The following is a 23,684-nucleotide window of genomic DNA, read 5'->3' as shown; positions in this document are numbered from 1 at the left end:
GATTCTAGGTAGTAAGCCCTATATTCTATAGCAATCCCCTAAAATGGACGAATTCCCTCTGATTCAGGTCTAATCTGCTGAATGGCTTCACCCCAAGAACTTTCTGACTTTCTGAGTAGTATTGAGCAGCGCGCTTTCAAGCAAGCGGTCTATGCTGTGCGAGATGACGATACAGCCTTAGACATTGTTCAAGATGCCATGATTAAGTTAGCTGAAAAGTATGGTGATCGGCCTGCCGCAGAATTACCTCTGGTTTTCACCAGAATTCTGCAAAACCGCATTCACGACTGGTTTAGACGTCAAAAAGTTCGCAATACCTGGGTCACCCTGTTCTCGAATATGGGTAAGAAATCCGATGAAAGTGATGATTTTGACCCCCTGGAATCACTTTCAGCTCCAGATGATAGTGAAATTCACCAAGATGGTGCATTTAAGCTTGAACGGAGTCAGCTATTACAGGCCTTAGAGTCAGAAATATCAAAATTGCCTGCCCGTCAACGAGAAGCCTTCCTGATGCGTTATTGGGATGAGCTGAGTATTACTGAAACTGCCCTTGCGATGAGATGTAGCGAGGGAAGCGTCAAAACCCACTGCTCAAGAGCCACTCAGGCTCTAGCTAAAGCATTGAAATTAAAAGGAATTACCCTGTGAACCGCAACGAAGACATCCTCAGCACAACAGAATCAGATCAATTTGGTCTGAATGCTGCCGCCCTGCTCCGCCAAGGATCCCAATCCCTACCAGCTGGGATCAAAGATCGCCTCTATGCAGCACGCCTCAAAGCCATTTCTGTCAAAAAACCCGAAAAAGTTCGCATTGCGCAGCATATTTTGGCGAGTTCTAATGGGAATTGGTCTTATGGTTCACGCTCATTCTGGGATAACGTGGGTTGGGTTGCCCCCTTGGCAGTTCTGGTATTCGGTCTCATTGGCATCGCCCAATGGCAGCAAGATTCCCGTATCAACGATATTGCTGAGCTCGATGTCGCCCTCTTAACTGACGATGTCCCACCCGATGCTTATGCTGATAGCGGCTTTTTGGGTTTCCTCAAAAACGGCCCTTTAGCGGAATCAGATCAAGACAGCCTCAGCTCAGCTAAGACTCCGTCCTAACTGTCATCGCGAGCTACAGTTAGCGCATGCTAAAAAATCTACGGTCCCTGAGCGCTTCACTGAGCATCAGCATGATGCTGGCGATGGGCGCTTTAGGATCGGCACCAAGTTCAGACGTATTTGCCCAAACACCGGCAGCAGGCCATGGAAAAACCACTGGCATCCCAGAGAAAAAACCGGATGGTACTTGGGAGAACCTTAAACCAGGGCAACAAAAAATCCTCGCTCCACTGGAAGACGATTGGGACTACATGCTCCCGGACAGTCGTAAAAAATGGATACAAGTTGCTAATCTGTATCCCAAGATGAGTGAAACTGATCAACAGCGAATGCAGTCCCGCATGACGGGCTGGTCTAAGCTTTCTCAAAAAGACCGCCGCATTGCCCGCGAAAACTATTTAAGTAGCCTCAAGTTCCCTGCTGAGAAAAAAGCTGAGGCTTGGAGTGCTTATCAAAAACTGACTGATGAGCAAAAGAAGAAGCTGGCTCAAGCAGAGGTCAACAGGAAAAAGCCAACAGCTTTAAATGCGCCTACATTACAACAGCATCCGATTAAACAAAAATCGAACTTAGCAGCACTTCCAACAACCAGTAGCGCCCCAGCTTCAGAGTCTCCTGCAACGAACAGCAGCCCCGATAGCGGTTCAAGCAATCCTTAAGTCGTGATTAGCCCCGCTGAATTAAACCTACTCCCTGCTCCCCAGTTTTGGCGGCGGGTCTTTTGCATTCTGTATGAGCAATTGGTTTTATTGGGCGTCATTGCGCTTACCTTCCTGCTTCCTAATTTGGGATTAGGCATTGTGTTTGGCGTATCCCTCCCAAGTTGGCTCACCTTTCTCTATCTCTACGCCGTCCTAGGTGTTTACTTTATTTGGTATTGGACGAAGTCGGGGCAGACACTGGCAATGCAAACATGGCGAGTGCGCATGATTGGTCCAGGAGGCTACAACCTGACTCGCAGACAAGCGATTTGGCGTTATTTTTTTGGATCTTTGTGGCTAGTGCCTTGCGTGATTTTGCAGTGGCTGTTCGATCTGCAAAGATGGCAAATTATTGAAATGCTATTTGCGGTGGCTTTATTTTTGTGGCCACTGAGTATTTACTTGGATCGCGTTAAACCTTCACTGCGTCAAAGTCTGCCAGACCGCTTTAGTGGAACGCGCTTAGTGGAATTACCGAAAAACTTAGTTAAACTGAACTAAGTTTCACGCAAACATTCCATTGCAGTAGCAGTTTGAATTCTTCTCTGAAAGCGATAACCCGCTAGCAGGCAAGCAGTTACCCCAAAGCCGATACCCATCGCTAGAGACTGCGCAAATGCATTGAACTCAATCTCCAGCACAAAACGGCCAAGCGCCCATGCTGCAATTCCGGCAGCGAGTCCAGCTAAAGTTCCTGCCAGTACTCCAATAATCAGCAGCTCAGCTAATGCAATCTTCCCCAGTAGATAGCGCGACGCACCCACTGCCTTTAACAAGGCCGCACTCCTGAAACGCTCATCTTGTGTTGCCGCAATCGCAGCGACTAAAACTAAAATCGCTGCCGCAATCGTGAAGGTGAATAAGAGGCCTAATACTGAGGACAGTCGATCAAGTACATCTTGGATTTGCTTTAGTGATGTCCCCACATCCACGATGGTGAGATTGGGATAGGCCTGCGCAAGTTGATAATCCAAACCTTCACTTGCAGTACCTTGGTAATACGAGGTAATCCAAGACTGGGGCATCTCTGTGAGCATTGCGGGTGGCATGATGACAAAGAAATTCACTTTCATCGAACTCCAATCCAACTTACGCAAAGAGGTAATGGGCGCTGTAACTTTTTCACCGGCAAGCTCAAAGGTCATTTGATCGCCCAGCTTTAACTTCAAAGTCTTTGCAATTCCCATTTCCAAAGAAACTTGTGGCGCATTCCCTTCAAGCCATTTTCCAGAAGTAATCCGATTACCCTCAGGTAATTGCTCGGTGTATGAGAGATTAAATTCTCGATCAACCAAGCGGCGTGCATTTTCATCAATGTAGTCATTGGGTCCAATAGACTTTCCATTGACTTCTACTAAGCGCGCACGAACCATGGGGCTAAAGCTGGGCTTTGCTACTCCCGCATCCAGTAGTGAGCGAGTGATGCTAAGCTTTTGATCTTCCTGAACGTTAATCATGAAGCGATTGGGCGCATCGACTGGGATATTGCCCTGCCAGGTAGCCAATAAATCTTGTCGGAGCAAGAGGATGAGTAATAAGGCCATCAAGGCAATACCTAGCGCCGTAATTTGCATGACTGCAAACCCAGAGCGACGCGCTTGTACTGTCAGTGCAAAGCGTAATGCGAAGCTGTGACTACTCCACCTTGTAAATACGATTTTAAGCAAACTTAGGCACAACCAAGAAACTACGGAAAAGACCACAATAGCTGAGCCAAAGCTTGCGGCAACCCAAGAGGCCAGTTTCCAATCTTGAGCTGCAAACGCGATCAAGACAAGACAAGTACTCAATCCAAAAAGTGCGACCCACAACACCTTGATGTTCACAGATCCCAACTCTTTACGAATTAGTCGCACTGGTGAAATCATGACCAAACTAAATAAGGGCGGACCAGCAAAACCGATTAGCAGGCAAGAGGAAAACAAAATACTCCAGACTAAGGGCCAGAGTGAGAGCGCGGGTAGATTGGCAACTAGTAAATTACCCAAGATCCCAATGAGCATCTCTTGCACGCCATAAGCAATCGCAGCACCCATCACAGCAGCCGATATACATAGAGTGCCCAATATCTTGACTTGGTTTATTAGGATGGTCTTTTGGCTTGCACCAAGGCATTTCATAACAGCGCAAACATCAGCCTGCTTTAAAACATAACGACGCGCTGACAAGGCAATTGCTACCGCAGCCACCATGGCTGTGAGTAAGGCAACTAACGATAAGAAGCGCTCTGCCCGCTCGAGGGTTTTACGCATGACAGGCTGAGCATTCTCCAAAGTCTCAATGCGCAATCCCCTGAGCCCTTCGGATTTAATCGATTGCGTAGCCCATTGCTCATAGTCAGAGATCGCCGAATCATTCCCCGCTAAAAGAAGTCGATAGGTCACGCGGCTGCCCAGACCAATCAGGCCGGTAGCTGGTAAATCGTCCAGCGACATCATGACGCGGGGCGCGAAGTTCATAAAGCCAGCGCCTCGGTCAAGCTCGCGCTCCAAGATACCGCTAATGAGGAATGCCTTATCACCCAATAACATCGGATCGCCGACTTTTGCCTTGAGCGCACTGAGCATTGCCGGATCCACCCAGACCGAACCTGCTGGTGGAGTCGTGCTGACTGATGAAGGTGACACCTGTAAAGAGCCTCGCAGAGGGTAGGCAGAACTTACAGCTTTAAGGGAAGCCAGTTTACTTTGCGACCCTACCGTTGCCATACTTGGAAAGACAATTGTTTGGGCTATGCTCAGCTGTTGATCCTTGGCTTCCTGAATGAAACGCTCAGGCAGGGGTTGATCAGAAACCAGCAGCAGATCCGCAGCAAGCAGCTGGCGAGCATCGAACTGAAAGGCCCGCTGCATTCGGTCGGCTAAGAAGCTGACGCTGGATAAGGCAGCTACAGAGAGCGTCAGCGCGACCAATAGTGCTACTAGCTCACTAGATCGAAGGTCTCGCTGAATGGCCCGTAGAAAGCTATTAAACACTGCTTTAAATCGCCTGAATCTGACCACCATCCACACGAATCACTGACCCAGTGATGAAGGAGGCATTTTGACTAGCCAGAAAGGCCGCAGTATCTCCATACTCTTGTGGATCACCATAACGTGCCATCGGAATTTGTCTCAAGCTAGCTTGAACAACAGAGTCATAGCTCACATTTTCACGTTGGGAACGTGCTTCATCTAACTGACGCAAACGATCAGTTGCTACACGACCTGGCATGATCACATTCACAGTGATGCCATCGGCTGCCACTTCTGCCGCCAAGGTTTTAGACCAGGCCAGCAATGCAGCACGCAAGGTATTGGAGATCGCCAGATTTTTAATCGGGGCAATAGCACCTGAAGTGGTACTCGTAATAATCCGACCCCATTTACGTTGACGCATTCCTGGTAGAACTCGATCGGTAATGCTGATGAGTGATAGCACCATATCGTTAAAGCTCTTTTGCCACAAAGCGGGGTCTTGCCCTGCCGCTAATGTTGGAGGAGGTCCGCCGGTGTTGTTTACCAGGATATCAATCGGACCTAATTCCTTTTCCACCTTACTCACCAAGCTATCAATCAAAGATGCATCAGAAAGATCCCAGCTCAAAGCTAAGGCTGTTCCACCCGCAGCCTCAATCATTTCAACCGATTTTTTTAATCCCTCCGGATTGCGGCCAGTCACCGCCACTTTGACACCTTCACGTGCCAAGGAAACGGCCATCGCCTGACCTAAACCTCGGCTAGATGCCATCACTAATGCAACCTTACCTTTGAGCCCTAAATCCATGTCTTCTCCAATATTATTATCTGCACTGTCATTCTAGATCGTCTACTGTCCGAGAGGTGGAGGCAGATTACCAGCGTACTTATAAAGTACTACCTCATACTCTTTCAAAATTTGTGCCAAGGCTTCCTGCTGGCCTTGCACCAATGCCTGAGGAGTGTTGTCTTTAAGTGTAACTCTCTTGGAATAGCGGTTTTTACCAATCACTGGATTGCGCTTTTGGGGATCAGTTGCAGTTAGGAAAAATTCAATCGTGACAACAGCCTCTGGACGAACCCGGTAATCACCATAGAACTCTTCTATCGATGTCTGCAAGATGTAATACGGAAAGAAGCTATTACCCTGACCTACTGTCATAGAGAAGATCTGGGCATTATTTAGCCACTGACGTGTTGCGTTACCGACCATTTCATTTGGTAAAGCAGAATACGTATTGTAAAAATCCTTTTCATAGCGCTGATCACCTAAGCGATAAACCAAAGACTTGCCGTCAAAAGGTGGCGTTGCTGACGATGAACCCATCTTGAGCCACAAATCGCTACGCGGTTTATAGGGAGCACCAGTACGCTCAGGGGCGAGCATCCAACTGCTGGTCTCTAATGCTGGTCTTTTAGGTAATGAGCATGCGCTTAAGGCTGTAATGATTAGTAATACAACAGCAAGCTTAGTGAGGTGTAAATTCTTCATCATCTGCATTCTCATTTTTGGACTCCATTCATTGGAGGCGTAATACGGGCCGGCGGCTCACCCCAAATCAGAGTAGATGGTGATTGACTTGCGACGCGGGTAAATTCATTTAACTGCTCGCTAGCCTGACGAAGGTTCTCCAAGGTTGCAGTGGTGTCACCCTGAACGCTAGTGACGGTTTGACGCAAAGAAACCATGGTGGCAACCAATTCGCGCATCAGAATATTGAGTTGATCTTTATCGGTGACTTTGGCAATTCGATCCAACAAGACATTGAGGTCTTGAACTGAATTAATCAGACCTGCATTATTTTTACCATCGCCAGCCATCAATTTATTCAGATTACCCAATAAGGCATCAAATTTCTGCTGGGTTCCATCGATATCCATGCCATTCAGTGCGCTAATTAACTTCTGAACTCCAGAAATAATTTCATCTGCCTGATTGGGCATTGAAGGTACAACTGCATACTCAGGTGTCCATGGGAAAGGCAAGGAGGTGTATTGGGTAGCGCTCGGATAAAAGTCTAGCTCAACATAATTGACACCAGTGATGCCCATCGACCGTATACGCGCACGTAGGTTGTCTTTAATGAATGTTTCCAGGTGACTTTTCTCAATAGCATCGCCATAAATTTGCATTCTCACAACAACATACTCTTGCTTCTGAGCCATCGGGACTTCTTTCTCATACAAGTCACCCGATAAAGCAATCAACGTCACCTGCCCAATCTTGACACCCCGAAAGCGGACTGCTGCACCAGCATCTAAGCCCGTCACTGATTGCTTGACATAGGTTTCGACCATGAATGATTTTTTAAAAAATTGTCCTGAGCCAAAGATTAAGATGACCGTGAGTAATGCGCCGATTGCCGCGAGAACAAAAATGCCAAGACGGAAGTAATTAGGGTTAGAGTTATTACTCATGCTGCGTCCTTGCTCATGATGCGATTAAAAAATTGATGTACTCGAGGGTCTTTGCTGCTATCTCTTAATACCTTAGGATCGCCCTGCGCAATAATGCCCTTAGCATCCTTATCCAACATAATGACTTTGTCGGCAATAGAATAAATACTGGCTAACTCGTGAGAAACGATCACAAAAGTAAATCCTAAGTTTTTTGAAAGATCTAAAATCGTACTATCGAGATCAGCCGATGTAATCGGATCAAGGCCCGCTGAAGGCTCATCCAAGAATAATATTTTAGGATCTAAAGCCATCGCCCGTGCGATTGCAGCCCGTTTTTGCATACCGCCGCTAATCTCGCTAGGCATATACGTCTCATACGGAAGTAAGCCCACCAAGTCCAGTTTGCATCGGGCTAATAAATTCATCTGCTCTCTAGTCAGCTGGGTGTACTCCTCCATAAAGAGTGTCACGTTATCGAGGAGATTCATGGAACCGAATAAAGCGCCCTGCTGATACATGACCCCAAAGCTCGTCATGATTTTTTGACGCTCAGCACCTTGGGCGGTAGTGATATTTTGACCCTCGATCAATACATCTCCAGCAAGCGGTTGATATAGGCCAAATAAATTCTTTAAGAGGCTCGATTTACCGCAGCCTGATCCACCCAAAATCACAAAGATCTCACCGTTATTAACGGAGAAGTTGAGGTTCTGTAACAGCACTTTTGAGCCATAGCCCACAGTGAGGTTTTGCACGTCAATCGATTTACCCAGTGCATCCATCAGAAACCTGTCCTGTAAGAGATGTAGGCAAAGATGCCGTCTACCAACACGATCATCACAATGCTACTCACCACTGCTCGGGTTGCGGAGATGCCTACAGCCGCTGCACCAGTGCCAGTTTGCATACCTCTTAAACAGCCCATTGCAGAAACAACTACACCGAAGAGCGTGGCCTTCACAAGGCCGGACAGAACATCCTCAACACCGACTGCAGCTAACATACCGTTATAGAAATTAATAAAGGGAATGCCATAAATTTGCATTGTCAGCATGGAAGAAAAAATACTGACGACATCGGCAAATAAGGTCAATATTGGCGCCACCAATATTCCCGCCAATACTCTTGGTACAACTAGGAAGCGGATCGGACTTAAGCCGCCAGTGACTAATGCATCAACTTCGCTGTTCACGGTCATCGTACCAATCTCAGCTGCAAATGCTGCCGATGAGCGGCCGGCAAGCAAGATCGCTGTAATCAGTGGTCCCATCTCTCTAACGATACCTAGCGCAGCGAGTGGCCCAACAAATGAGACGGCGCCAAATTGCTCCATACCAATCGCAGCCTGAAAGGACAGAATGACGCCAATCAAAAATGCAACTAGGCCAACAATAGGTAATGCAGCAATACCTGCCTCTACAGCAGCGTTCACGAAGTCACCCCAGCGAACTTGCCTGATATTGCGGATTGACCAAGCTAAATCTGCTGACAGGTGGCCGGTAAATGTCACTAGGCCGCGGGCATCATCCATCAAATTCTGCGCAGCCATACCAGTACTCACCACAAAACTTCTTTTTTGTTTTGCAGCAGGTACTGGGAATAATTTATTAATTGGATCGAATTCATGTAAGAGCGGCTGATACTTAGGATCCAAGCCTTGAATATCAAACTGTCCACCTGCTTTGTTCTGCGCCTCTTGCACATCAATCAAAAATGCAAATGCCGATCCATCTAAAGAGCTCACTTTGGATGCATCAAAAATCAGTGAGAGCGCTTGTGCACTTCCTTGCTCTAACCACTGATTTTGCTGTTTCCGAACATCACTCCACACTCCAGCTAGGGAATACACATTGACTACACCATTCAAACTAACTTGAGCGTGGCTTGCATCGGCTTGCGACCAAACCGCTACTGGAGAGATTAAATTTGAAGAATTGGGGTCCGAAATGCTCATAGGCAAACTATAAGGGATCTATATGAGACCACTATGAAATACCCAAAAAAGAAAAAGGGCCCAGTTTTTCAACTAGGCCCTGTAAGGGTTGGTGCGGCTGGCAGGAATTGAACCCACGACCCCTTGGTTCGTAGCCAAGTACTCTATCCAGCTGAGCTACAGCCGCAACAGCCATAATTATGCCATGGAAGAGAAGAACTACATCACACCCGCTGGTCACGAACGTATCAAAAGTGAGCTTTTACAGCTCCTAAACCTGGATCGGCCAGAGGTTGTCAAGGTTGTTCATTGGGCCGCCTCTAACGGCGACCGGTCCGAGAATGGTGACTATATATATGGAAAAAAGCGACTTCGGGAAATTGATCGCCGAATTCGCTTCCTGAATCAGCGTCTTGAATTTGCTGTGGTGGTCGATAACCAGGCTCGAAAAACGGGTGAAGCCGATGCCGAGCAGATCTTTTTTGGGGCTACCGTGACTTATGAAAACTTGGAAGGCGCTAATGCCGGCAAAAAGACGAGCATCACGATTGTTGGGGTCGATGAGGTTGATTTAGATCTGGGTTACGTCAGTTGGGTGTCACCCATTGCTAAAGCCTTAATCAAATCGCGCCTAGGTGATTGCGTCAAAATTCAAACACCAACGGGCCCAACTGAGATTGAAATCCTGCACATTCAGTACAGGTAAAAGGGATTTACAGGAACCTAGCTAACCCGTACGCGAGTCACGCGCATCACATCATGGTTCGCACGCAAACTACGCATGACTTTAGCGAGATGTAAGCGGTCTGATACCTGAATGGTGAAACGTATAGTGACGGCATCTTCTTTGTAGCGATCATCCATCGATACGTTCATGATGTTGGAGTCTGCCGCAGTCACACTGCTTGCCACTCTAGCTAATACGCCTTTACCCTGAAGTGTATCAATCGCCAAGTCAACCTCAAACTCCCGATTAACTTCTTTACCCCATTCGACTTCTACCCACTTATCACTATCTTTAGAGAGCATTCTGAGAGCTACCTGGCAGTCATTGGTATGAACCTGTAAACCCTCACCCTTACCAAGATAGCCAATGATGTTATCCCCTGGAATAGGATGACAGCAGGTTTGAAAATGAATCGAGTTTCCTTCGCGACCATCTACTAAAATGGCTTGGCGCTGATGATGGTGCGAGGCAATTTCTTGCTGGGGAGAGACCCAGTCTGCCGCGCCCAAGCGCATTTGATCGGAGCCACCTTCATCATCAATCAAAATATTTAAACGAATTGCCAGCTCTTGAGAAGACCTGCGGCCCAAGGCAATGTTGACGCAGGCCTCTTCTCGCGTTTTATCGCCAGTCCAATGCAATAACTTTTCCCAAAGCTCTGGTGATAGCAGTCCAGCATCAACTCCCTGCTGACGCAATGCGCTAGCCAAAAGACGTTCACCTAACTGCAAAGACTCGGCATAGTGCTTAGTTTTGAGTGCGTGACGAATCGAGGCGCGAGCCTTTCCTGTCCTCACAAATGCTAGCCAACCTGGATTAGGCTGAGAGTTCGCAGATGTCACTACCTCAACGATATCGCTGTTCTTAAGCTCACTGCGCAAAGGTAACTGCATGCCATTAATTTTGACGGCAACACAAGTATTTCCTAAGTCACTATGAATAGAGTAAGCAAAATCGAGGGCGGTAGCGCCGCGTGGCAAAGCTCTAATCTGCCCTTTCGGTGTAAAGACATAAACTGCATCCGGGAACAAATCAATTTTGACGTGCTCTAAGAATTCTTGAGAATCCCCGCTGCTATCCTGAATATCGATTAAGGATTGCAGCCATTGATGCGCACGGTTTTGCACCTCACTCATATCCGGACCGCCATCTTTATAGGCCCAGTGCGCAGCAACGCCTGCTTCAGCAACTGCATGCATATCGCTAGTACGTATCTGAAACTCTACCGGCACCCCTGATGGTCCCAATAGCGTCGTATGCAAAGACTGATAACCATTAAGCTTGGGAATAGCAATGTAATCCTTAAACTTTCCAGGCATCGGTTTATAGAGTGCATGCAAAAGACCGAGCGCACGATAGCACTCATCAATCGAATGGACAGTCACCCTGAAGGCATAGACATCGAGGACTTGAGAAAAGCTCAAATGCTTACTACGCATTTTGTGGTAAATGCTAAAGAGCGTTTTTTCTCGACCCTGTAAATCAACCTCGAGATTCACTTTTGCAAAGGCCGTCCGAGCATTCTGCAAAATCTTTTCTACCATCTCTTTACGGTTACCACGCGCCCGCTTCACTGCATCTTCAATTACCCTGAAGCGCATGGGCATGGAATAGCGAAAACTCAAATCCTGTAAGTCGCGGTAAATAACATTGAGGCCTAAGCGGTGTGCAATCGGGGCGTAGATCTCAATTGTTTCAGCAGCTACCCGACGACGCTTTTCCATTGGGACGGCATCGAGTGTGCGCATATTGTGCGTACGATCAGCGAGCTTCACCAAAATCACCCGGACATCGCGCGCCATTGCCATAAACATCTTACGAAAGCTTTCAGCTTGCGCCTCAGCATGACTTTGGAACTCCAGCTTATCGAGCTTAGTCAATCCCTCTACGAGCTCTGCCACTTTGCTGCCAAACTTACCAACTAGATCTGCTTGAGTGCAACCCGTATCCTCAATCACATCATGCATTAAAGCTGCCATGATGGATGACGCGTCTAAGCGCCAAGTAGCGCACAGCTCAGCAACTGCTACCGGATGGGTAATGTAAGGTTCGCCACTATGGCGATACTGACCTAAGTGAGCCGCATCAGCAAAATGAAAGGCTTGTTTAATAAGCGCAACTTCATCAGGCTTGAGATAGCCCAATTTAGAAATCAGCCCATCAATTGAAACAACTTGGTGCTTTAGCGGTAATGCAGGCGCCGAGGTTGGGCCAAATAGATGTCGACTCGATTGAGCCAACAAAGTTGCGATGATGGAAGACTTATCACCACTAGCGATCTCTTTAGGCGAGATCTGACCTTTGAGTTCCGATGTGTTTTGGTCGCCTAAGGGGAGCTCCACAACGGAACCCCGCGATTACAAAGGTACTTTGGTCAACATGTCACGGTCGGTTACACCAGCAGCAACTTCACGTAATGCAACAACGGTTGCTTTATCTCTGGACTCAACACGTGGGGAGTGACCTTGAACTAATTGACGTGCACGATAAGTCGCAGCCAATACCAGCTCAAAACGATTGGGGATAGTTTTTAGACAATCTTCTACAGTAATACGGGCCATGCTGGACTCACTTAAATTTAGCTTTGATACCTATAGGATAACTGATTAGACTCCGAGGCGCTTTAAAAGCGCAGGGTTACGAGCCATAATTGGCCCTGAGCGCAGGCGGCTGGCTGCCACCACATGGCGTAAATCAGTTAAGGCCTGCTCAAAATCATCATTGATCACAATGAAATCGGCTTCGTGAGCATGCTGGAGCTCTAAATGGGCCGCAGCCAATCTCCTCTGAATAGTGGCCTCATCATCTTGACCTCGTTTGCGTAAGCGCTCTTCTAGAGCTTCAAATGAAGGTGGGAAGATAAAGATCCACTGCACTTCCGGAATGATTTGACGAATCTGCTGCGCACCCTGCCAGTCGATTTCTAACATCACATCGCGCCCGGTTTTCATCTGAGTCTCAATCCAGGCTTTAGATGTACCGTAAAAATTACCGTGTACTTCAGCGTGTTCTAAAAAATGGCCCTGGTCACGCTCTGCAATAAATTCTGCTCTCTTAATGAAGCGATAGTCCTTGCCATCTACCTCTCCCGGTCTTGGCGCACGCGTTGTCGTTGAGAGTGACAGCTTGAGGGCTGCGTCTTCTTGCAACAGCGCATTGACTAAGGAGGATTTACCGGCGCCCGATGGAGCGACGATCATCAGCATGCTGCCTTGGTAGGCAGGAGTTAAATTTGCTTTAGGTTTAGGGCTTGCCATAATAATTTGTAGAAATAATGCTTACTCTAAATTTTGCACTTGTTCACGCATTTGCTCAATCAGGAGCTTGAGCTCTAAAGCTGCTTGTGTGCATTCCTCTGAAACCGATTTGGAGCTCAAGGTATTGGCTTCGCGATTTAACTCCTGCATTAAGAAATCCAAACGCTTACCCACCGGCCCCTTGCCTGCTAAGGCGGTGTCAACTGCTTGAAGATGGGTCTTTAAGCGCGCAAACTCTTCTGCCACATCGATACGCACGGCATAGAGCACTACCTCTTGACGGATACGCTCCATCAACTCGGTGCCAGACCCACTACTTTTGCCTTGCTCTTGAGCAGCTAATGCTTCTGCCAAGCGCTCAGTAAGCTTCTCTTGATACTGGGCGACATAGACTGGAACCTTAGGCTCAATCACTTTAACAATCTCACGCATCTTGCTGGTGATAGTAGTTAGGACCGTTACCAAGGCTTTACCTTCAGCATGGCGACTATCCATTAAGGCAGCTAGGGCAGCGCGGCCGGCTTCCACAGTAGCGGCAATCCAACCCTCTTCTTCACCCCTGGGTTCAGAAACAATCCCGGGCCAACGCAAGATATCGGAGATACGTAAAGCTTCGGCATTAGGGAAGGCTACTTGAGCATGTTCCTGAAGGGTATAGAGAGCGTCTAGGCGATTCTTATTTAAGGCGCCCAAAGCATGGGGGTTGGCTTTGGGTGCTCCAGCAGCACCCGAATTTACCCGCCAGGCAGCCCGAAACTCGACTTTGCCCCGAGAAAGGCTTTGAGTAGCCAGTTCTCGTAAGGCAGGCTCAGCCCCGCGACACTCGTCCGGAAGACGAAAGCCCAAATCCAGAAAGCGGCTATTGACAGCCCGACATTCCACTTGCAGATCGGCTACTACGCCAGCTCCTAGGGAGACTTGGCGAGAAGCGCTGCCATAACCAGTCATGCTCGATATCATAGGCACATTGTAGATCTTTAGGAACACACCCCATGACTCAGCACAACATCACCCGTCCGAGTGGCCGCACCCCTACGCAATTGCGCCCTGTGAGCATCAGCCGTGCCTTTACCAAGCATGCAGAAGGCTCCGTCCTGATTGCTTTTGGTGATACCAAAGTACTTTGTACAGCTAGCGTCTTGGAAAAGGTGCCTCCCCACAAAAAAGGTTCCGGTGAAGGTTGGGTTACTGCTGAATACGGCATGCTGCCCCGCTCCACCCACACCCGCAGCGATCGTGAGGCAGCTCGCGGCAAACAGTCTGGTCGTACACAAGAGATTCAGCGCTTGATCGGCCGTGCGATGCGTAGCGTCTTTGATCTAAAAGTATTGGGTGAGCGAACAATCCATTTAGATTGCGATGTCTTGCAAGCTGATGGCGGAACAAGAACTGCATCAATTACCGGTGCTTATGTTGCAGCACGTGATGCGATCAATACCCTGCTTGAAAGTGGTGTCCTTAAAGCTGACCCCATCATCGACAGCGTTGCTGCGATTTCTGTTGGCATCTACCAGGGCGTGCCAGTACTCGATTTAGATTACCCAGAAGACTCTTCTTGCGATACCGATATGAATGTCGTTATGACAGGCAAAGGCGGCATGATTGAAGTGCAAGGTACCGCTGAAGGTCCCGCCTTCTCCCGTACTGAATTAAATGCTTTGTTAGATCTGGCCGAAGAAGGTATCCGTGATTTAACTCAGTTACAAAAAGAAGCCTTCAAGTAAAAGACAAAGGTAGATGGTGCAAAAGCTCGTCCTCGCTTCTAACAATGCTGGCAAAGTCCGTGAATTTCAGGAACTCTTGGCACCATTTCACTTTCAAGTCATCCCTCAGGGTGAGTTGGGTATTCCGTCAGCGGAAGAGCCCCACCATACTTTTATTGAGAATGCCCTTGCTAAGGCGCGTCATGCCAGCGCTGCGAGCGGCTTACCTGCACTTGCAGACGACTCTGGGATTTGTGCCCATGCATTAGATGGAGCGCCTGGAGTGTACTCAGCGCGTTACGCAGGCCTTGATGGCGACAGTGTTGCCAATAATCAAAAGTTGGTTGCAGCATTGCAGGGCAAAGCTGATCGCGGAGCGCACTATGTTTGCGCCCTGGTGATGGTCAATAGCGCTAATGATCCAGAACCACTGATTGTCCAAGCCCGCTGGTATGGCCAAATCATTGATGATGCTCAGGGAGATCGTGGCTTTGGATATGACCCGCATTTTTTTATTCCCGAGCTGGGTAAAACCGTCGCCCAATTAGAGCCCTCTGAGAAAAACCAGATCAGTCATCGTGGCCAAGCCTTGCGTGAACTCATTACCCAAATCCAAATCCGTGCTCAATACGCTTAATTCTGTTTTGGCTACGCAGCCAAAACTGACTGCTCTGCCCCCATTGTCTATGTACATTCACTTTCCATGGTGTGAAAAAAAATGTCCGTACTGCGATTTCAACTCACATCAAATTAAAGATGGCAAGCAAGGTTTTGACGAAGAGCGCTACATCAAAGCCCTCATTACTGATTTAGAAACAGAGCTACCTCGCATCTGGGGTCGTCAAGTACACAGCATCTTTATTGGTGGTGGCACACCCAGCTTGTTATCTGCCCATGGTATGAATGAACTCCTTTCAGCCGTTCGAGCACGAGTGAACTTAGAGCCCGATTGTGAAATCACTATGGAAGCCAATCCTGGATCCGTCGAGACTGAAAAGTTTGCCGGCTTTGCTAAGGCAGGAATCAATCGCGTCTCTTTAGGTATTCAGAGTTTTCAGGATACGCAACTCAAAGCTTTAGGGCGCATACATAATGGCGAAGAAGCCAAGCGCGCGATTGCGATTGCTCTGCAATACTTTAAATCCGTCAATCTCGATCTCATGTTTGGCTTGCCCAATCAAAGTCTAGAAACCGCCAGATCCGATATTGAAACTGCCCTCTCGTTTAAGACGCCGCACCTGTCTTTCTACAACCTCACGCTAGAACCCAATACCTACTTTGCGAGCTTTCCCCCAAAGCTTCCCAGTGAAAATGAGATTGATGCAATCTTTGAGCAGAACCTAAACCTTCTAGAGGCGGCAGGCTATCGACGTTATGAAGTATCTGCGTATGCCAAAAAAGATCAGGAGTGCAAACACAATCTTAATTACTGGCGCTTCGGTGATTACATTGGGATTGGTGCAGGTGCGCATGGAAAGATTTCATTTCCTGACAAAATTACGCGCCAGGTGCGGGAACGTCACCCAGAAAGCTATATGCAGGCGATGGAGACCAAGGGCAATGCCTTGATTGAAGCGAGAGAGATTCCGGCAAAAGATCTCCCTTTTGAATTCATGCTCAATACCTTGCGGCTGACTGATGGTGTGGATACCGCCACCTTTAGCGAGCGCACTGGTTTGCCACTCAATGTAGTGTCAAAAGGATTGGATAAGGCCAGTAAAAAAGGTTTGTTAGATTCAGACCCTAACAAGCTCAAGGCAACGGAACAAGGATTGCGCTATCTCAATAACTTACAAGAGCTGTTTCTATAGACTACTAGCTCTAGAATTATTTTCCCTGCCAGCTTGGTGGCTTACCATCCAGAAACGAAGCGACGCCATTCTTAAAGTCGTCACTGCCATAGCACTCTCGGATTAAATCATGGCAATCGGGTAAATTATTTTTAATGATTCTTGCAAGAGTTTGCTTGCTTGATTTTTGTGTGATGGGCGCTAAACTCATTAAGCGTTCAGCCAGCTGATTTGCTTCATGCTCGAGCGCTTCAGCCGGATAAGTGCCCAAGAGGTAGTCCTGTTTGAGTAGCTCAGGTGCAGTTAGCAGCTCTGCCAGTAACAACATGCGCTTAACGATATTGATACCTAGGTGGGCAACGAGCCAAGCGACATTGCCAGCAGATAAACAATTACCCAGTGTTTTGGCAATAGGCACTCCGAAGCGCGCATCAGGGGTAGAGATTCTGAAATCGCAACAACTAGCAATTGCTAGACCTCCGCCAACTGCCATGCCATCAATGACTGCAATCGTTGGGAAAGGCAACATAGCCAAAGGTGCGAGATAAGCATCGATACCCTCTTCATACCGAACGCCCTCTTCACCAGAACTAAATCCAGAGAACTGGGCGATATCACTACCCGAGACAAAGGACTTACCGCCAGCACCTCTCAGAATGGCAACTTTCGCCGAAGGGGTCCGAGCCAAATCCTCGCAAATCGATTTTAGGCTTTGATACATTCCTACGGTCATTGCATTGCGAGCAGCAACATGATCAAAAGTAATGTACGCAATGTTATTGCGAAGTTCCAAGCGAACTTCGGCAATACGATCTGAGGTGGAATCTATGGCTGTTGTCATGAAATAAAAATCAGGGATGAATTATTCAGCCTTGATATTCAAGCTCTTTACCAAGCGCTGATACTTTGCCAACTCACCTGCGAGGAATAAATTAAAGGCTGCTGGTGTTGCCGGGCCTTCTGGTTGTAAGCCTTGAGCATCTAATGTTTTCTTAATCTCTGGATCATTGGTAGCAGCCTTTACAGCCTGATCAATCTTATTCACGACTACAGGATCCATGCCTTTGGGTCCCATTACGGAATACCAGTTGGTCACATCAAAGCCAACAATACCTACCTCATTAAATGTAGGGACGTTAGGTAATAATGCTAAGCGCTTGGGCGTAGAGATTGCCAAAGCTTTTAAATTACCCTGACGAATCTGCTGCAAGTTTGGCGGCAAGGTATCAAAGTTCATCGTGATTTGACCGCCCAATAAATCCACAATCGCCTGGCCGCTACCTTTGTAAGGTACGTGATTCATTTCTACGCCGGCAATTTTCGAGAACAAAGCACCCGCTAGATGCTGCGTGCTGCCGATGCCAGAAGAGCCATAAGTCATCTGGCCTGGGTTTTGCTTCGCCAAGGAAATCAATTGCGCTACCGAGTTTACTGGTAGAGAAGATTTAACTACCAATACGTTTGGTACGTAACCTAAATAGTTAATTGGCGTGAAGTCAGTCGCCGGGTTGTAAGGCACATTCTTCAAAACATAGGGAGAAATCGCATTGGAGTTCGAGTGGCCCATGAGTAAGGTATGACCATCCGGACTAGATTTGGCAACGAGGTCTGCACCAATCGTGCCGGCCGCACCAGATTTATTTTCGACAATGACACTTTGGCCTAAGATCTCGCCCATCTTGGGAGCAATCGCACGAGCCACAATATCCGTACCGCCACCAGGCGCAAAGCCTACAATTAGACGAATGGGTTTTGTTGGAAAGGCCTGTTGTGCATTGACGGAGAATGGCAAAGCACCGCAAGTTCCCATGACTACGAAAGTAAGCTTCAACAGAATCCGCTTGGAGGATTGGTTTGTCATGCTGTCTCCATTTTTTGTTTTATATTGATCACTATCAACTAACAGCGCTATCTAAACATATAAAAACTATTGAGACAATGATGAAAACACCTATCAGCAAGCCTTTACCCTTGGCTGGCGTTCGAGTTCTTGACGTAAGTCAAGTCATGGCGGGCCCCTACTGCTGCATGTTGTTAGCTGACTTGGGTGCCGATGTCATCAAAATTGAGCCGCCTGGTACCGGAGATCAAACTCGCGGAGCAATGGGATTCAAGATGAAAGGTTCAGACAGCATGGGCTTTCTGAATATGAATCGTAACAAACGTAGCGTTTCGCTCAACCTTAAAACAGAAGCTGGAAAAAAAGTATTTTTTGAGCTCGTGAGGAGTGCCGACATCTTGGTGGAAAACTATCGTCCCGGTGTCATGAAAAAATTGGGTATCGATTACCCCTCCCTGAAAGATCTCAACCCAGGATTAGTCTATGCCAGCATCTCGGGATTCGGGCAAACCGGGCCATGGGCAGATCGACCTGGCTTTGACCTGATGGCACAAGCCATGTCTGGCGTGATGAGCGTGACAGGTTATCCAGATGGTCCTCCTGTAAAGGCTGGCGTTCCAGTAGCGGATATTGGTTGCGCCCTTTTTGCAGTCTATGGAATTTTGTCAGCCTATATTGGTAAGACCAAGTCAGGTGAAGGTCAATTTATTGATGCCTCCCTATTTGATTCTGCTTTGGCATTTTCCATCTGGGATACAGCACAATACTGGGGTACTGGTGTTGAGCCTTACAAGTTGGGTACAGCCAATCATATGAGCGCACCCTATCAGGCCATGAAAGCCGCCGATGGTTATTTTGTGATGGGTGCCACCAATCAAAAACTCTGGAAACTCCTCTGTGACAAGATTGATCGCCCAGAATTATTTGAAGACCCACTTTTTAGAACCAATCCACTACGTCTAGCCAATCGCTTGTTACTAGCTACTGAGCTTGAGAAAACTTTCATCACTAAAACCAGTGAAGAATGGGTGGATCTCCTCTTGGCAGCAGGCATTCCAGCTGGGCCGATTAATACCTACCCGCAGGCATTCGATAGTGAGCATGGGCAGCATCGTCAGATGCGTATGGAGATTGATCATCCGATTGAGGGCAAAGTTCCCAATATTGGGTTTGCAGTGAAGATGATGGGTACACCACAACAAGTGACTCGTCACCCTCCTTTGCTCGGTGAACATACCGATGAAGTGCTCAAGGAATTGGGTATTGCAGGACAAGAACTCAAAGCGCTGGAAGATGGTGGCGCTTTCGCAGCCTAAGTAACTAACTCTTCTAGATAAAAAAATGGGCTCCAAGGAGCCCATCTTTCTAATACCTTACTGCTATTTTATTTTCCTTAAGCACCATCTGAATTGGCAATTGGAGGAGCCTCGAACGGATCCTTGCTTGGTTTAGCAGGAGGTGCTTTTTTGGCTTTCGTACCAGGCATCAACTCAAAATCAGGGGTGAAGGTAGTCATCGTGCTGCGCAGTTGCTCAAATGCTTTGCGATCCCCTTCAAACTTAGCTTTGCCTTCGGTCTGTAGTTTTTCAAAAGTAGTTTGTCCGCCCATGACTTTTTCTAAATCGCTGCGATTGACGGTGATAGTCAGGTTTGGCTTTTTATCTTGGTAACCCTTGATATTGCTTAGCGCAGAATTGCTCATCTCTACGACAAACTTTTCACCATTGTCTGGTGTATTCAGGTTGATAGTGAACTTCATGCCGGCAGCTTTTTTACTGTCCATGCTGATAGCTAAAGCATTCAACCAAAGCTCTGTAGTCATTGCCTTGATCATGTCAGGGCCGTTAGTCTTTGGTGATGCTCCGGAAGGCATGCCATGACGCAATTCATAAGCGGCACCCAAGAAACTATTACGTACGCTTGGGCTTTCTTTTTGATAGCCAATTTGCTCAAAAATATCTGCTAGCAAATCTTTAGCTGCCGTGTTGTTTGGCTCTGCATAAACTAACTTGTTCACAATCTCCATTGCTTCACGGTATTTGCCCTGCTTATAGAGCTGCTTGCCCTTTGCCATAATCTTGCCTGATCCACCCATCATCTCTACGTAGAGTGGCGCAGAATCTTTTGGTGATAGGGGAATCAAGGTCGCAGGATTTGCATCCCAGTAGCCTAGGTAACGATTAATTACCGCGCGACTGTTGTGCTCCTCTGAGCCATGGTAGCTATGCGCTGCCCATTGAGACTTTAGGCTATCAGGTTGCTTGTAGACGTTGTGTACTTCATTAATCGTCACACCATTGTTCGCCAAATGCAGGACCTCATTATTTAGGTGTGCATAGCTATCACGCTGTGTGCGCATGACTTCTTGCACGCGATCATTACCCCAACGCGGCCAGGAGTGTGAGGCAAACATCACTTGCGCCTCAGTGCCATAACGATATAAGGCGTTGTTGATATTCTTAGACCATGCCAAGGCATCACGCACTAATGCGCCGCGCAAAGTGTAGATGTTATGAATGGTGCCCGTAATATTTTCAGCAGCCCAGAATGCTTTCATCTGCGGGAAGTAAGTATTCATCTCCGCTGGAGCTTCTGTGCCTGGTGTGTTCTGGAACTCCATCTCTACGCCATCAACCATCATTTTTTCAAATGGCTCGTTAATCAGAATGGTTGGTTCGATTAGGCCTAGGTTACCGGCCGCAGTATTTTTACCAATCGATTGGTCAACGTGACCAAATGGACTACGTGGTAATAAAACGCCGTACTGGAAATACAAACGGCGTGTCATGGCATTGCCGGCGTAGACATTCTCCGCAACAGCGTGATCCATGAAACCCGCTGGGGCAATAATCTTCACTTTGCCACTCTTCACATCTGCTTCATCCACTACGCCGCGCACACCACCAAAATGGTCTGCATGCGAATGGGAATAGACCACCGCCACTACTGGGCGTTTACCTAACTTCTCATTAACTAATTCCAAAGCTGCTCTAGCAGTTTCTTTTGAAGTTAAGGGATCAAAGACAATCCAACCCGTATTTGTTTTGACAAAGCTAATGTTGGAAAGATCGAGGCCACGCACTTGATAAATCTCTCCTGGGACGACTTCATAAAGGCCGTAGCCCATATTGAGAATCGCTTGACGCTGCAATGATGGGTGAACGCTATCAAAGTCTTTACCTTGCAAGAGGAAGTCGTAACTACCCATATCCCAAGCGACGTTACCGGCATCCGCCATGATGGTCTTATAAGTAGGGGCAGCAATAAATCCCCTCTTAGACTCTTCAAAATCGCGCTTATCTTCAAATGGCAGAGTTTTACGCAAGCCATTTTGTAGGTCGACCGTAAATGTGGACGGCGCCTTACCCTTGGAGTCAAAGTGCTTGCCTTGCATTGCGCCTGGGTCAGCAACTACACCGCCACCGCCAGCGGCAATAGCGGGATTACTAGAAATGAGGGTAATGGATAGTGCAATTAGAGAAAGTTTGGTTTTCATGAAAGCCTTGATGTAATACAAGTATTAGTAAAAAAGATATCTCACGAATGTAAAGATTGCTATAGCCATAGGCAATTAGCTATAGGGCTAATACCTACCGCCGAAAGAGGATCATGTTAGCTACCTTACAAAGAGAATCAGGCCAGACAGTCAAATAAACAAACCTACTGAGTCAGACTAGGCAATCTACCGCTCAAGATCAGGTAGAAAAAGTAAAGTGCACCCAAAAAGATCAAGGTACCAATTAAATACTGTGGATAGATTATTCCCTGCTCTGGCATGCCCTGTTTTTTGCCACTCACCATGGATCTGACGAGATTCTGTTTCTCGATCAAGCTCATGCCAATGGCCGCAATAATATGGACAATGACTAAGCCAAGAGCCAAGCTAGCAACTACTTCATGAGCCTCAGATACGAAGTTACCCAAAAGCTCTTTAACCGATAGATAGCCAGTGAAGCCAATCAACAGGATGAGTAACATCAGCGCAAACATAACTAAACCGCCCGCTGGATTGTGGCCAACATCATGATGAAGATGACCCCGTAACATGGCCATAAAGTGCTCAATGACTGCCCGAGGACTTTTAAGAAATTGACCAAATCTAGCGTAACGAGTGCCAATTAAGCCCCATACCAATCGAATCAGAACCAGCAGGCATGCGGTATATCCAAACGCATAGTGAATCAGCGCCCAGCGCTCACTCTCTGAGCTGAGCCAAGCACCTGCAAAACAAATCACCAGTAGCCAATGAAATACCCTCACCGGCATATCCCACACCATAATGGCCTGCCTCACTCTGCCAGTAGCGCCAACTGCGTCATTCAGGGGATTATTCATTTCGCTGGGATCTTGATGTTGCTATCACTAAAAATGCCATTAGCAGCATCGATATGACAGGCTCCACAGTTGGCGGGACTCTTGATGCTCGATCGCTTCCACACATCTACTCTCACCTCATCATGTTTACGAATAAACCAAGATGTTTTGGTAATGCGGTTTTCAGGTGCGGTCTCGCTGTACTTTTGTCGAGTAGTCGCATTCTGCAGCAACCAAGTTGTAATTTCAGTCTGAGTCTTTGGATCCAAACTAGCATCAGTACCGAAGTGCTTTGATAGGCCAGACATGACATTCCTCCAGCTCTGCTGACTTAAGAGTGCTGGCGGATAGGCCATGTGGCAACTTGCGCACTCAGCCTCGTAAGAAGCCGGTGCATCGGTAGGCATTATCATTTTTGCCGCAAATGTAGATGAGGACGCCAATAGAATAGTAGTGGCAATGAATATAGTTTTTTTCATTTTGATGGGATTCATTTAACAGTCATTAGCCAAGAGAGGACATCTGCTTTTTCTTGCGCGCTACAGTCCCTGCCGAGTACATCATTGCAATTACGCTTGAACCATTTTTCTACTTTGGCTTCTTCAGTAAAGCGGGCGGGATTGGCACTAGGTGCCAATGGCTTGATTACTTTCCCGGTGATGATGTGTTTAGTGTCGTGATTTGGGGGATTTTCATGGCAGGATGCACAGCTCCATTCCTTACCGTGCTTAGCATTAAAGAATTGCTCTCCGCGAGTTGGGTTTGCTTTACCAGATTGAGTCTCATAGTATTTCAGCAGGTCTTGCGGTGTGGTTGCGCCAACCGTAAGGGTCATACCGATTAATACAAACCCTGAAAGTAGCTTCAAAAGCATATAGGCCCCTATTGACGCAATTTACCGAGTATGTGCCTTTTAAAAAACTGAAGATTGCGATAGATCAATAAATAGT

The 23,684-nt window shown here is 47.4% G+C and carries 25 protein-coding genes and 1 tRNA gene; 9 read left to right on the top strand and 17 right to left on the bottom strand.

The window, feature by feature from the left end:
- Positions 1–81: 81 nt before the first annotated feature.
- From FD977_RS04100 to FD977_RS04085, 4 genes are read left to right on the top strand one after another with little or no spacing between them, the layout of a single operon-like run.
- Positions 82–651 carry an RNA polymerase sigma factor gene (locus FD977_RS04100; RefSeq protein WP_215306560.1) on the top strand — a complete coding sequence of 190 codons (570 nt, stop codon included), beginning with the start codon at positions 82–84 and terminating at the stop codon, positions 649–651.
- Positions 648–1,112 carry a DUF3619 family protein gene (locus FD977_RS04095; RefSeq protein ID WP_215306558.1) on the top strand — a complete coding sequence of 155 codons (465 nt, stop codon included), beginning with the start codon at positions 648–650 and terminating at the stop codon, positions 1,110–1,112. Before FD977_RS04100 ends, FD977_RS04095 begins: the two co-directional genes overlap by 4 nt.
- Before the next feature lie 26 nt (positions 1,113–1,138).
- Positions 1,139–1,771 carry a DUF3106 domain-containing protein gene (locus tag FD977_RS04090; RefSeq protein ID WP_215306556.1) on the top strand — a complete coding sequence of 211 codons (633 nt, stop codon included), beginning with the start codon at positions 1,139–1,141 and terminating at the stop codon, positions 1,769–1,771.
- 3 nt (positions 1,772–1,774) lie between these two features.
- Positions 1,775–2,314, top strand: coding sequence for an RDD family protein (locus FD977_RS04085; protein WP_251369543.1), 540 nt, complete (start codon positions 1,775–1,777; stop codon positions 2,312–2,314).
- Here FD977_RS04085 and FD977_RS04080 read toward each other — a convergent pair.
- From FD977_RS04080 to FD977_RS04050, 7 genes are all read right to left on the bottom strand, one after another.
- A complete protein-coding gene (locus tag FD977_RS04080) occupies positions 2,311–4,788 on the bottom strand; it encodes an ABC transporter permease (protein ID WP_251369542.1) in 2,478 nt (825 codons plus the stop codon). The two genes, FD977_RS04085 and FD977_RS04080, sit on opposite strands and share 4 nt — an antisense overlap.
- 4 nt (positions 4,789–4,792) lie before the next feature.
- A complete protein-coding gene (locus tag FD977_RS04075; protein WP_215306551.1) occupies positions 4,793–5,578 on the bottom strand; it encodes an SDR family oxidoreductase in 786 nt (261 codons plus the stop codon).
- A gap of 42 nt (positions 5,579–5,620) precedes the next feature.
- Positions 5,621–6,277 carry an ABC-type transport auxiliary lipoprotein family protein gene (locus FD977_RS04070; protein ID WP_251369541.1) on the bottom strand — a complete coding sequence of 219 codons (657 nt, stop codon included), beginning with the start codon at positions 6,275–6,277 and terminating at the stop codon, positions 5,621–5,623.
- Positions 6,274–7,188 carry an MlaD family protein gene (locus FD977_RS04065; protein ID WP_215306549.1) on the bottom strand — a complete coding sequence of 305 codons (915 nt, stop codon included), beginning with the start codon at positions 7,186–7,188 and terminating at the stop codon, positions 6,274–6,276. The genes FD977_RS04070 and FD977_RS04065 overlap by 4 nt, the downstream gene beginning before the upstream one ends.
- Positions 7,185–7,952, bottom strand: a complete 768-nt coding sequence (locus tag FD977_RS04060) for an ABC transporter ATP-binding protein (protein ID WP_215306547.1) — start codon at positions 7,950–7,952, stop codon at positions 7,185–7,187. The genes FD977_RS04065 and FD977_RS04060 overlap by 4 nt, the downstream gene beginning before the upstream one ends.
- Complete coding sequence (locus FD977_RS04055) at positions 7,952–9,124, bottom strand: ABC transporter permease (protein WP_215306545.1); 1,173 nt, start codon at positions 9,122–9,124, stop codon at positions 7,952–7,954. Before FD977_RS04055 ends, FD977_RS04060 begins: the two co-directional genes overlap by 1 nt.
- 89 nt (positions 9,125–9,213) lie before the next feature.
- Positions 9,214–9,290, bottom strand: a tRNA-Arg gene (locus FD977_RS04050).
- 18 nt (positions 9,291–9,308) lie between these two features.
- On the opposite strand from FD977_RS04050, the gene greB reads away from it, so the two are divergent.
- Positions 9,309–9,809 carry a transcription elongation factor GreB gene (greB, locus tag FD977_RS04045; protein ID WP_215306543.1) on the top strand — a complete coding sequence of 167 codons (501 nt, stop codon included), beginning with the start codon at positions 9,309–9,311 and terminating at the stop codon, positions 9,807–9,809.
- Positions 9,810–9,826: 17 nt separating this feature from the next.
- Here the strand turns inward: greB and FD977_RS04040 are convergent, their stop codons facing one another.
- The 4 genes from FD977_RS04040 to FD977_RS04025 all read right to left on the bottom strand — a co-directional run bounded on the left by FD977_RS04040 (position 9,827) and on the right by FD977_RS04025 (position 14,047).
- The gene (locus tag FD977_RS04040) at positions 9,827–12,124 is read right to left on the bottom strand and encodes a bifunctional (p)ppGpp synthetase/guanosine-3',5'-bis(diphosphate) 3'-pyrophosphohydrolase (protein ID WP_371743123.1); all 2,298 of its coding nucleotides are present in this window, start codon (positions 12,122–12,124) and stop codon (positions 9,827–9,829) included.
- 63 nt (positions 12,125–12,187) lie between these two features.
- Complete coding sequence (gene rpoZ, locus FD977_RS04035; protein WP_011902918.1) at positions 12,188–12,391, bottom strand: DNA-directed RNA polymerase subunit omega; 204 nt, start codon at positions 12,389–12,391, stop codon at positions 12,188–12,190.
- A gap of 45 nt (positions 12,392–12,436) precedes the next feature.
- Positions 12,437–13,087 carry a guanylate kinase gene (gene gmk / locus FD977_RS04030; protein ID WP_215306539.1) on the bottom strand — a complete coding sequence of 217 codons (651 nt, stop codon included), beginning with the start codon at positions 13,085–13,087 and terminating at the stop codon, positions 12,437–12,439.
- Between the two features lie 21 nt (positions 13,088–13,108).
- The gene (locus FD977_RS04025) at positions 13,109–14,047 is read right to left on the bottom strand and encodes a YicC/YloC family endoribonuclease (protein WP_215307043.1); all 939 of its coding nucleotides are present in this window, start codon (positions 14,045–14,047) and stop codon (positions 13,109–13,111) included.
- Between the two features lie 32 nt (positions 14,048–14,079).
- Between FD977_RS04025 and rph the strand changes: the two genes are divergently transcribed.
- Genes rph through hemW form a run of 3 tightly spaced genes read left to right on the top strand, consistent with a single transcriptional unit; the run spans position 14,080 to position 16,601 of the window.
- On the top strand, positions 14,080–14,811 hold the full coding sequence (rph, locus tag FD977_RS04020) for a ribonuclease PH (RefSeq protein ID WP_215306537.1): 732 nt from the start codon (positions 14,080–14,082) through the stop codon (positions 14,809–14,811).
- Positions 14,812–14,827: 16 nt separating this feature from the next.
- On the top strand, positions 14,828–15,427 hold the full coding sequence (gene rdgB / locus FD977_RS04015) for an RdgB/HAM1 family non-canonical purine NTP pyrophosphatase (protein ID WP_215307042.1): 600 nt from the start codon (positions 14,828–14,830) through the stop codon (positions 15,425–15,427).
- Positions 15,384–16,601, top strand: a complete 1,218-nt coding sequence (gene hemW / locus FD977_RS04010; protein WP_371743116.1) for a radical SAM family heme chaperone HemW — start codon at positions 15,384–15,386, stop codon at positions 16,599–16,601. The genes rdgB and hemW overlap by 44 nt, the downstream gene beginning before the upstream one ends.
- A 16-nt stretch (positions 16,602–16,617) precedes the next feature.
- Here the strand turns inward: hemW and FD977_RS04005 are convergent, their stop codons facing one another.
- Together FD977_RS04005 and FD977_RS04000 are read right to left on the bottom strand one after the other, a co-directional pair.
- Entirely contained in the window at positions 16,618–17,421 is an 804-nt protein-coding gene (locus FD977_RS04005) for an enoyl-CoA hydratase/isomerase family protein (protein WP_215306535.1), read from the bottom strand.
- A gap of 21 nt (positions 17,422–17,442) precedes the next feature.
- On the bottom strand, positions 17,443–18,441 hold the full coding sequence (locus FD977_RS04000) for a tripartite tricarboxylate transporter substrate binding protein (RefSeq protein WP_215306533.1): 999 nt from the start codon (positions 18,439–18,441) through the stop codon (positions 17,443–17,445).
- Positions 18,442–18,521: 80 nt separating this feature from the next.
- On the opposite strand from FD977_RS04000, the gene FD977_RS03995 reads away from it, so the two are divergent.
- Positions 18,522–19,736, top strand: a complete 1,215-nt coding sequence (locus FD977_RS03995) for a CaiB/BaiF CoA transferase family protein (protein ID WP_371743122.1) — start codon at positions 18,522–18,524, stop codon at positions 19,734–19,736.
- Positions 19,737–19,813: 77 nt separating this feature from the next.
- On the opposite strand, the gene FD977_RS03990 is transcribed toward FD977_RS03995, so the two are convergent.
- The 4 genes from FD977_RS03990 to FD977_RS03975 form a co-directional block, all read right to left on the bottom strand.
- Positions 19,814–21,916, bottom strand: a complete 2,103-nt coding sequence (locus FD977_RS03990; protein ID WP_215306530.1) for an alkyl/aryl-sulfatase — start codon at positions 21,914–21,916, stop codon at positions 19,814–19,816.
- 164 nt (positions 21,917–22,080) lie between these two features.
- Positions 22,081–22,755: a cytochrome b/b6 domain-containing protein gene (locus tag FD977_RS03985; RefSeq protein WP_215306528.1), complete on the bottom strand. Its 675-nt coding sequence runs from the start codon at positions 22,753–22,755 to the stop codon at positions 22,081–22,083.
- Positions 22,752–23,141: a diheme cytochrome c gene (locus FD977_RS03980; RefSeq protein WP_215306526.1), complete on the bottom strand. Its 390-nt coding sequence runs from the start codon at positions 23,139–23,141 to the stop codon at positions 22,752–22,754. Before FD977_RS03980 ends, FD977_RS03985 begins: the two co-directional genes overlap by 4 nt.
- Before the next feature lie 83 nt (positions 23,142–23,224).
- A complete protein-coding gene (locus FD977_RS03975; protein ID WP_215306524.1) occupies positions 23,225–23,608 on the bottom strand; it encodes a DUF1924 domain-containing protein in 384 nt (127 codons plus the stop codon).
- Between the last annotated feature and the right edge of the window lie 76 nt (positions 23,609–23,684).

Source organism: Polynucleobacter sp. AP-Elch-400A-B2 (assembly GCF_018688355.1).
Lineage (GTDB): Bacteria > Pseudomonadota > Gammaproteobacteria > Burkholderiales > Burkholderiaceae > Polynucleobacter.
Note: the sequence above shows the minus strand (reverse complement) of the source record. Positions and strands in the feature narration are given on the sequence as shown.

Coding starts and splice junctions, on each gene's coding strand:
- FD977_RS03980 (WP_215306526.1), bottom strand. CDS start 23,141: ATGCCTACCGATGCACCGGCTTCTTACGAGGCTGAGTGCGCAAGTTGC.
- FD977_RS04100 (WP_215306560.1), top strand. CDS start 82: ATGGCTTCACCCCAAGAACTTTCTGACTTTCTGAGTAGTATTGAGCAG.
- FD977_RS03990 (WP_215306530.1), bottom strand. CDS start 21,916: ATGAAAACCAAACTTTCTCTAATTGCACTATCCATTACCCTCATTTCT.
- FD977_RS03985 (WP_215306528.1), bottom strand. CDS start 22,755: ATGAATAATCCCCTGAATGACGCAGTTGGCGCTACTGGCAGAGTGAGG.
- FD977_RS04005 (WP_215306535.1), bottom strand. CDS start 17,421: ATGACAACAGCCATAGATTCCACCTCAGATCGTATTGCCGAAGTTCGC.
- FD977_RS04060 (WP_215306547.1), bottom strand. CDS start 7,952: ATGGATGCACTGGGTAAATCGATTGACGTGCAAAACCTCACTGTGGGC.
- FD977_RS03975 (WP_215306524.1), bottom strand. CDS start 23,608: ATGCTTTTGAAGCTACTTTCAGGGTTTGTATTAATCGGTATGACCCTT.
- FD977_RS04025 (WP_215307043.1), bottom strand. CDS start 14,047: ATGATATCGAGCATGACTGGTTATGGCAGCGCTTCTCGCCAAGTCTCC.
- greB (WP_215306543.1), top strand. CDS start 9,309: ATGGAAGAGAAGAACTACATCACACCCGCTGGTCACGAACGTATCAAA.
- rpoZ (WP_011902918.1), bottom strand. CDS start 12,391: ATGGCCCGTATTACTGTAGAAGATTGTCTAAAAACTATCCCCAATCGT.
- FD977_RS04055 (WP_215306545.1), bottom strand. CDS start 9,124: ATGAGCATTTCGGACCCCAATTCTTCAAATTTAATCTCTCCAGTAGCG.
- FD977_RS04000 (WP_215306533.1), bottom strand. CDS start 18,441: ATGACAAACCAATCCTCCAAGCGGATTCTGTTGAAGCTTACTTTCGTA.
- gmk (WP_215306539.1), bottom strand. CDS start 13,087: ATGGCAAGCCCTAAACCTAAAGCAAATTTAACTCCTGCCTACCAAGGC.
- FD977_RS04075 (WP_215306551.1), bottom strand. CDS start 5,578: ATGGATTTAGGGCTCAAAGGTAAGGTTGCATTAGTGATGGCATCTAGC.
- FD977_RS04065 (WP_215306549.1), bottom strand. CDS start 7,188: ATGAGTAATAACTCTAACCCTAATTACTTCCGTCTTGGCATTTTTGTT.
- FD977_RS04090 (WP_215306556.1), top strand. CDS start 1,139: ATGCTAAAAAATCTACGGTCCCTGAGCGCTTCACTGAGCATCAGCATG.
- rph (WP_215306537.1), top strand. CDS start 14,080: ATGACTCAGCACAACATCACCCGTCCGAGTGGCCGCACCCCTACGCAA.
- FD977_RS04070 (WP_251369541.1), bottom strand. CDS start 6,277: ATGAGAATGCAGATGATGAAGAATTTACACCTCACTAAGCTTGCTGTT.
- FD977_RS03995 (WP_371743122.1), top strand. CDS start 18,522: ATGAAAACACCTATCAGCAAGCCTTTACCCTTGGCTGGCGTTCGAGTT.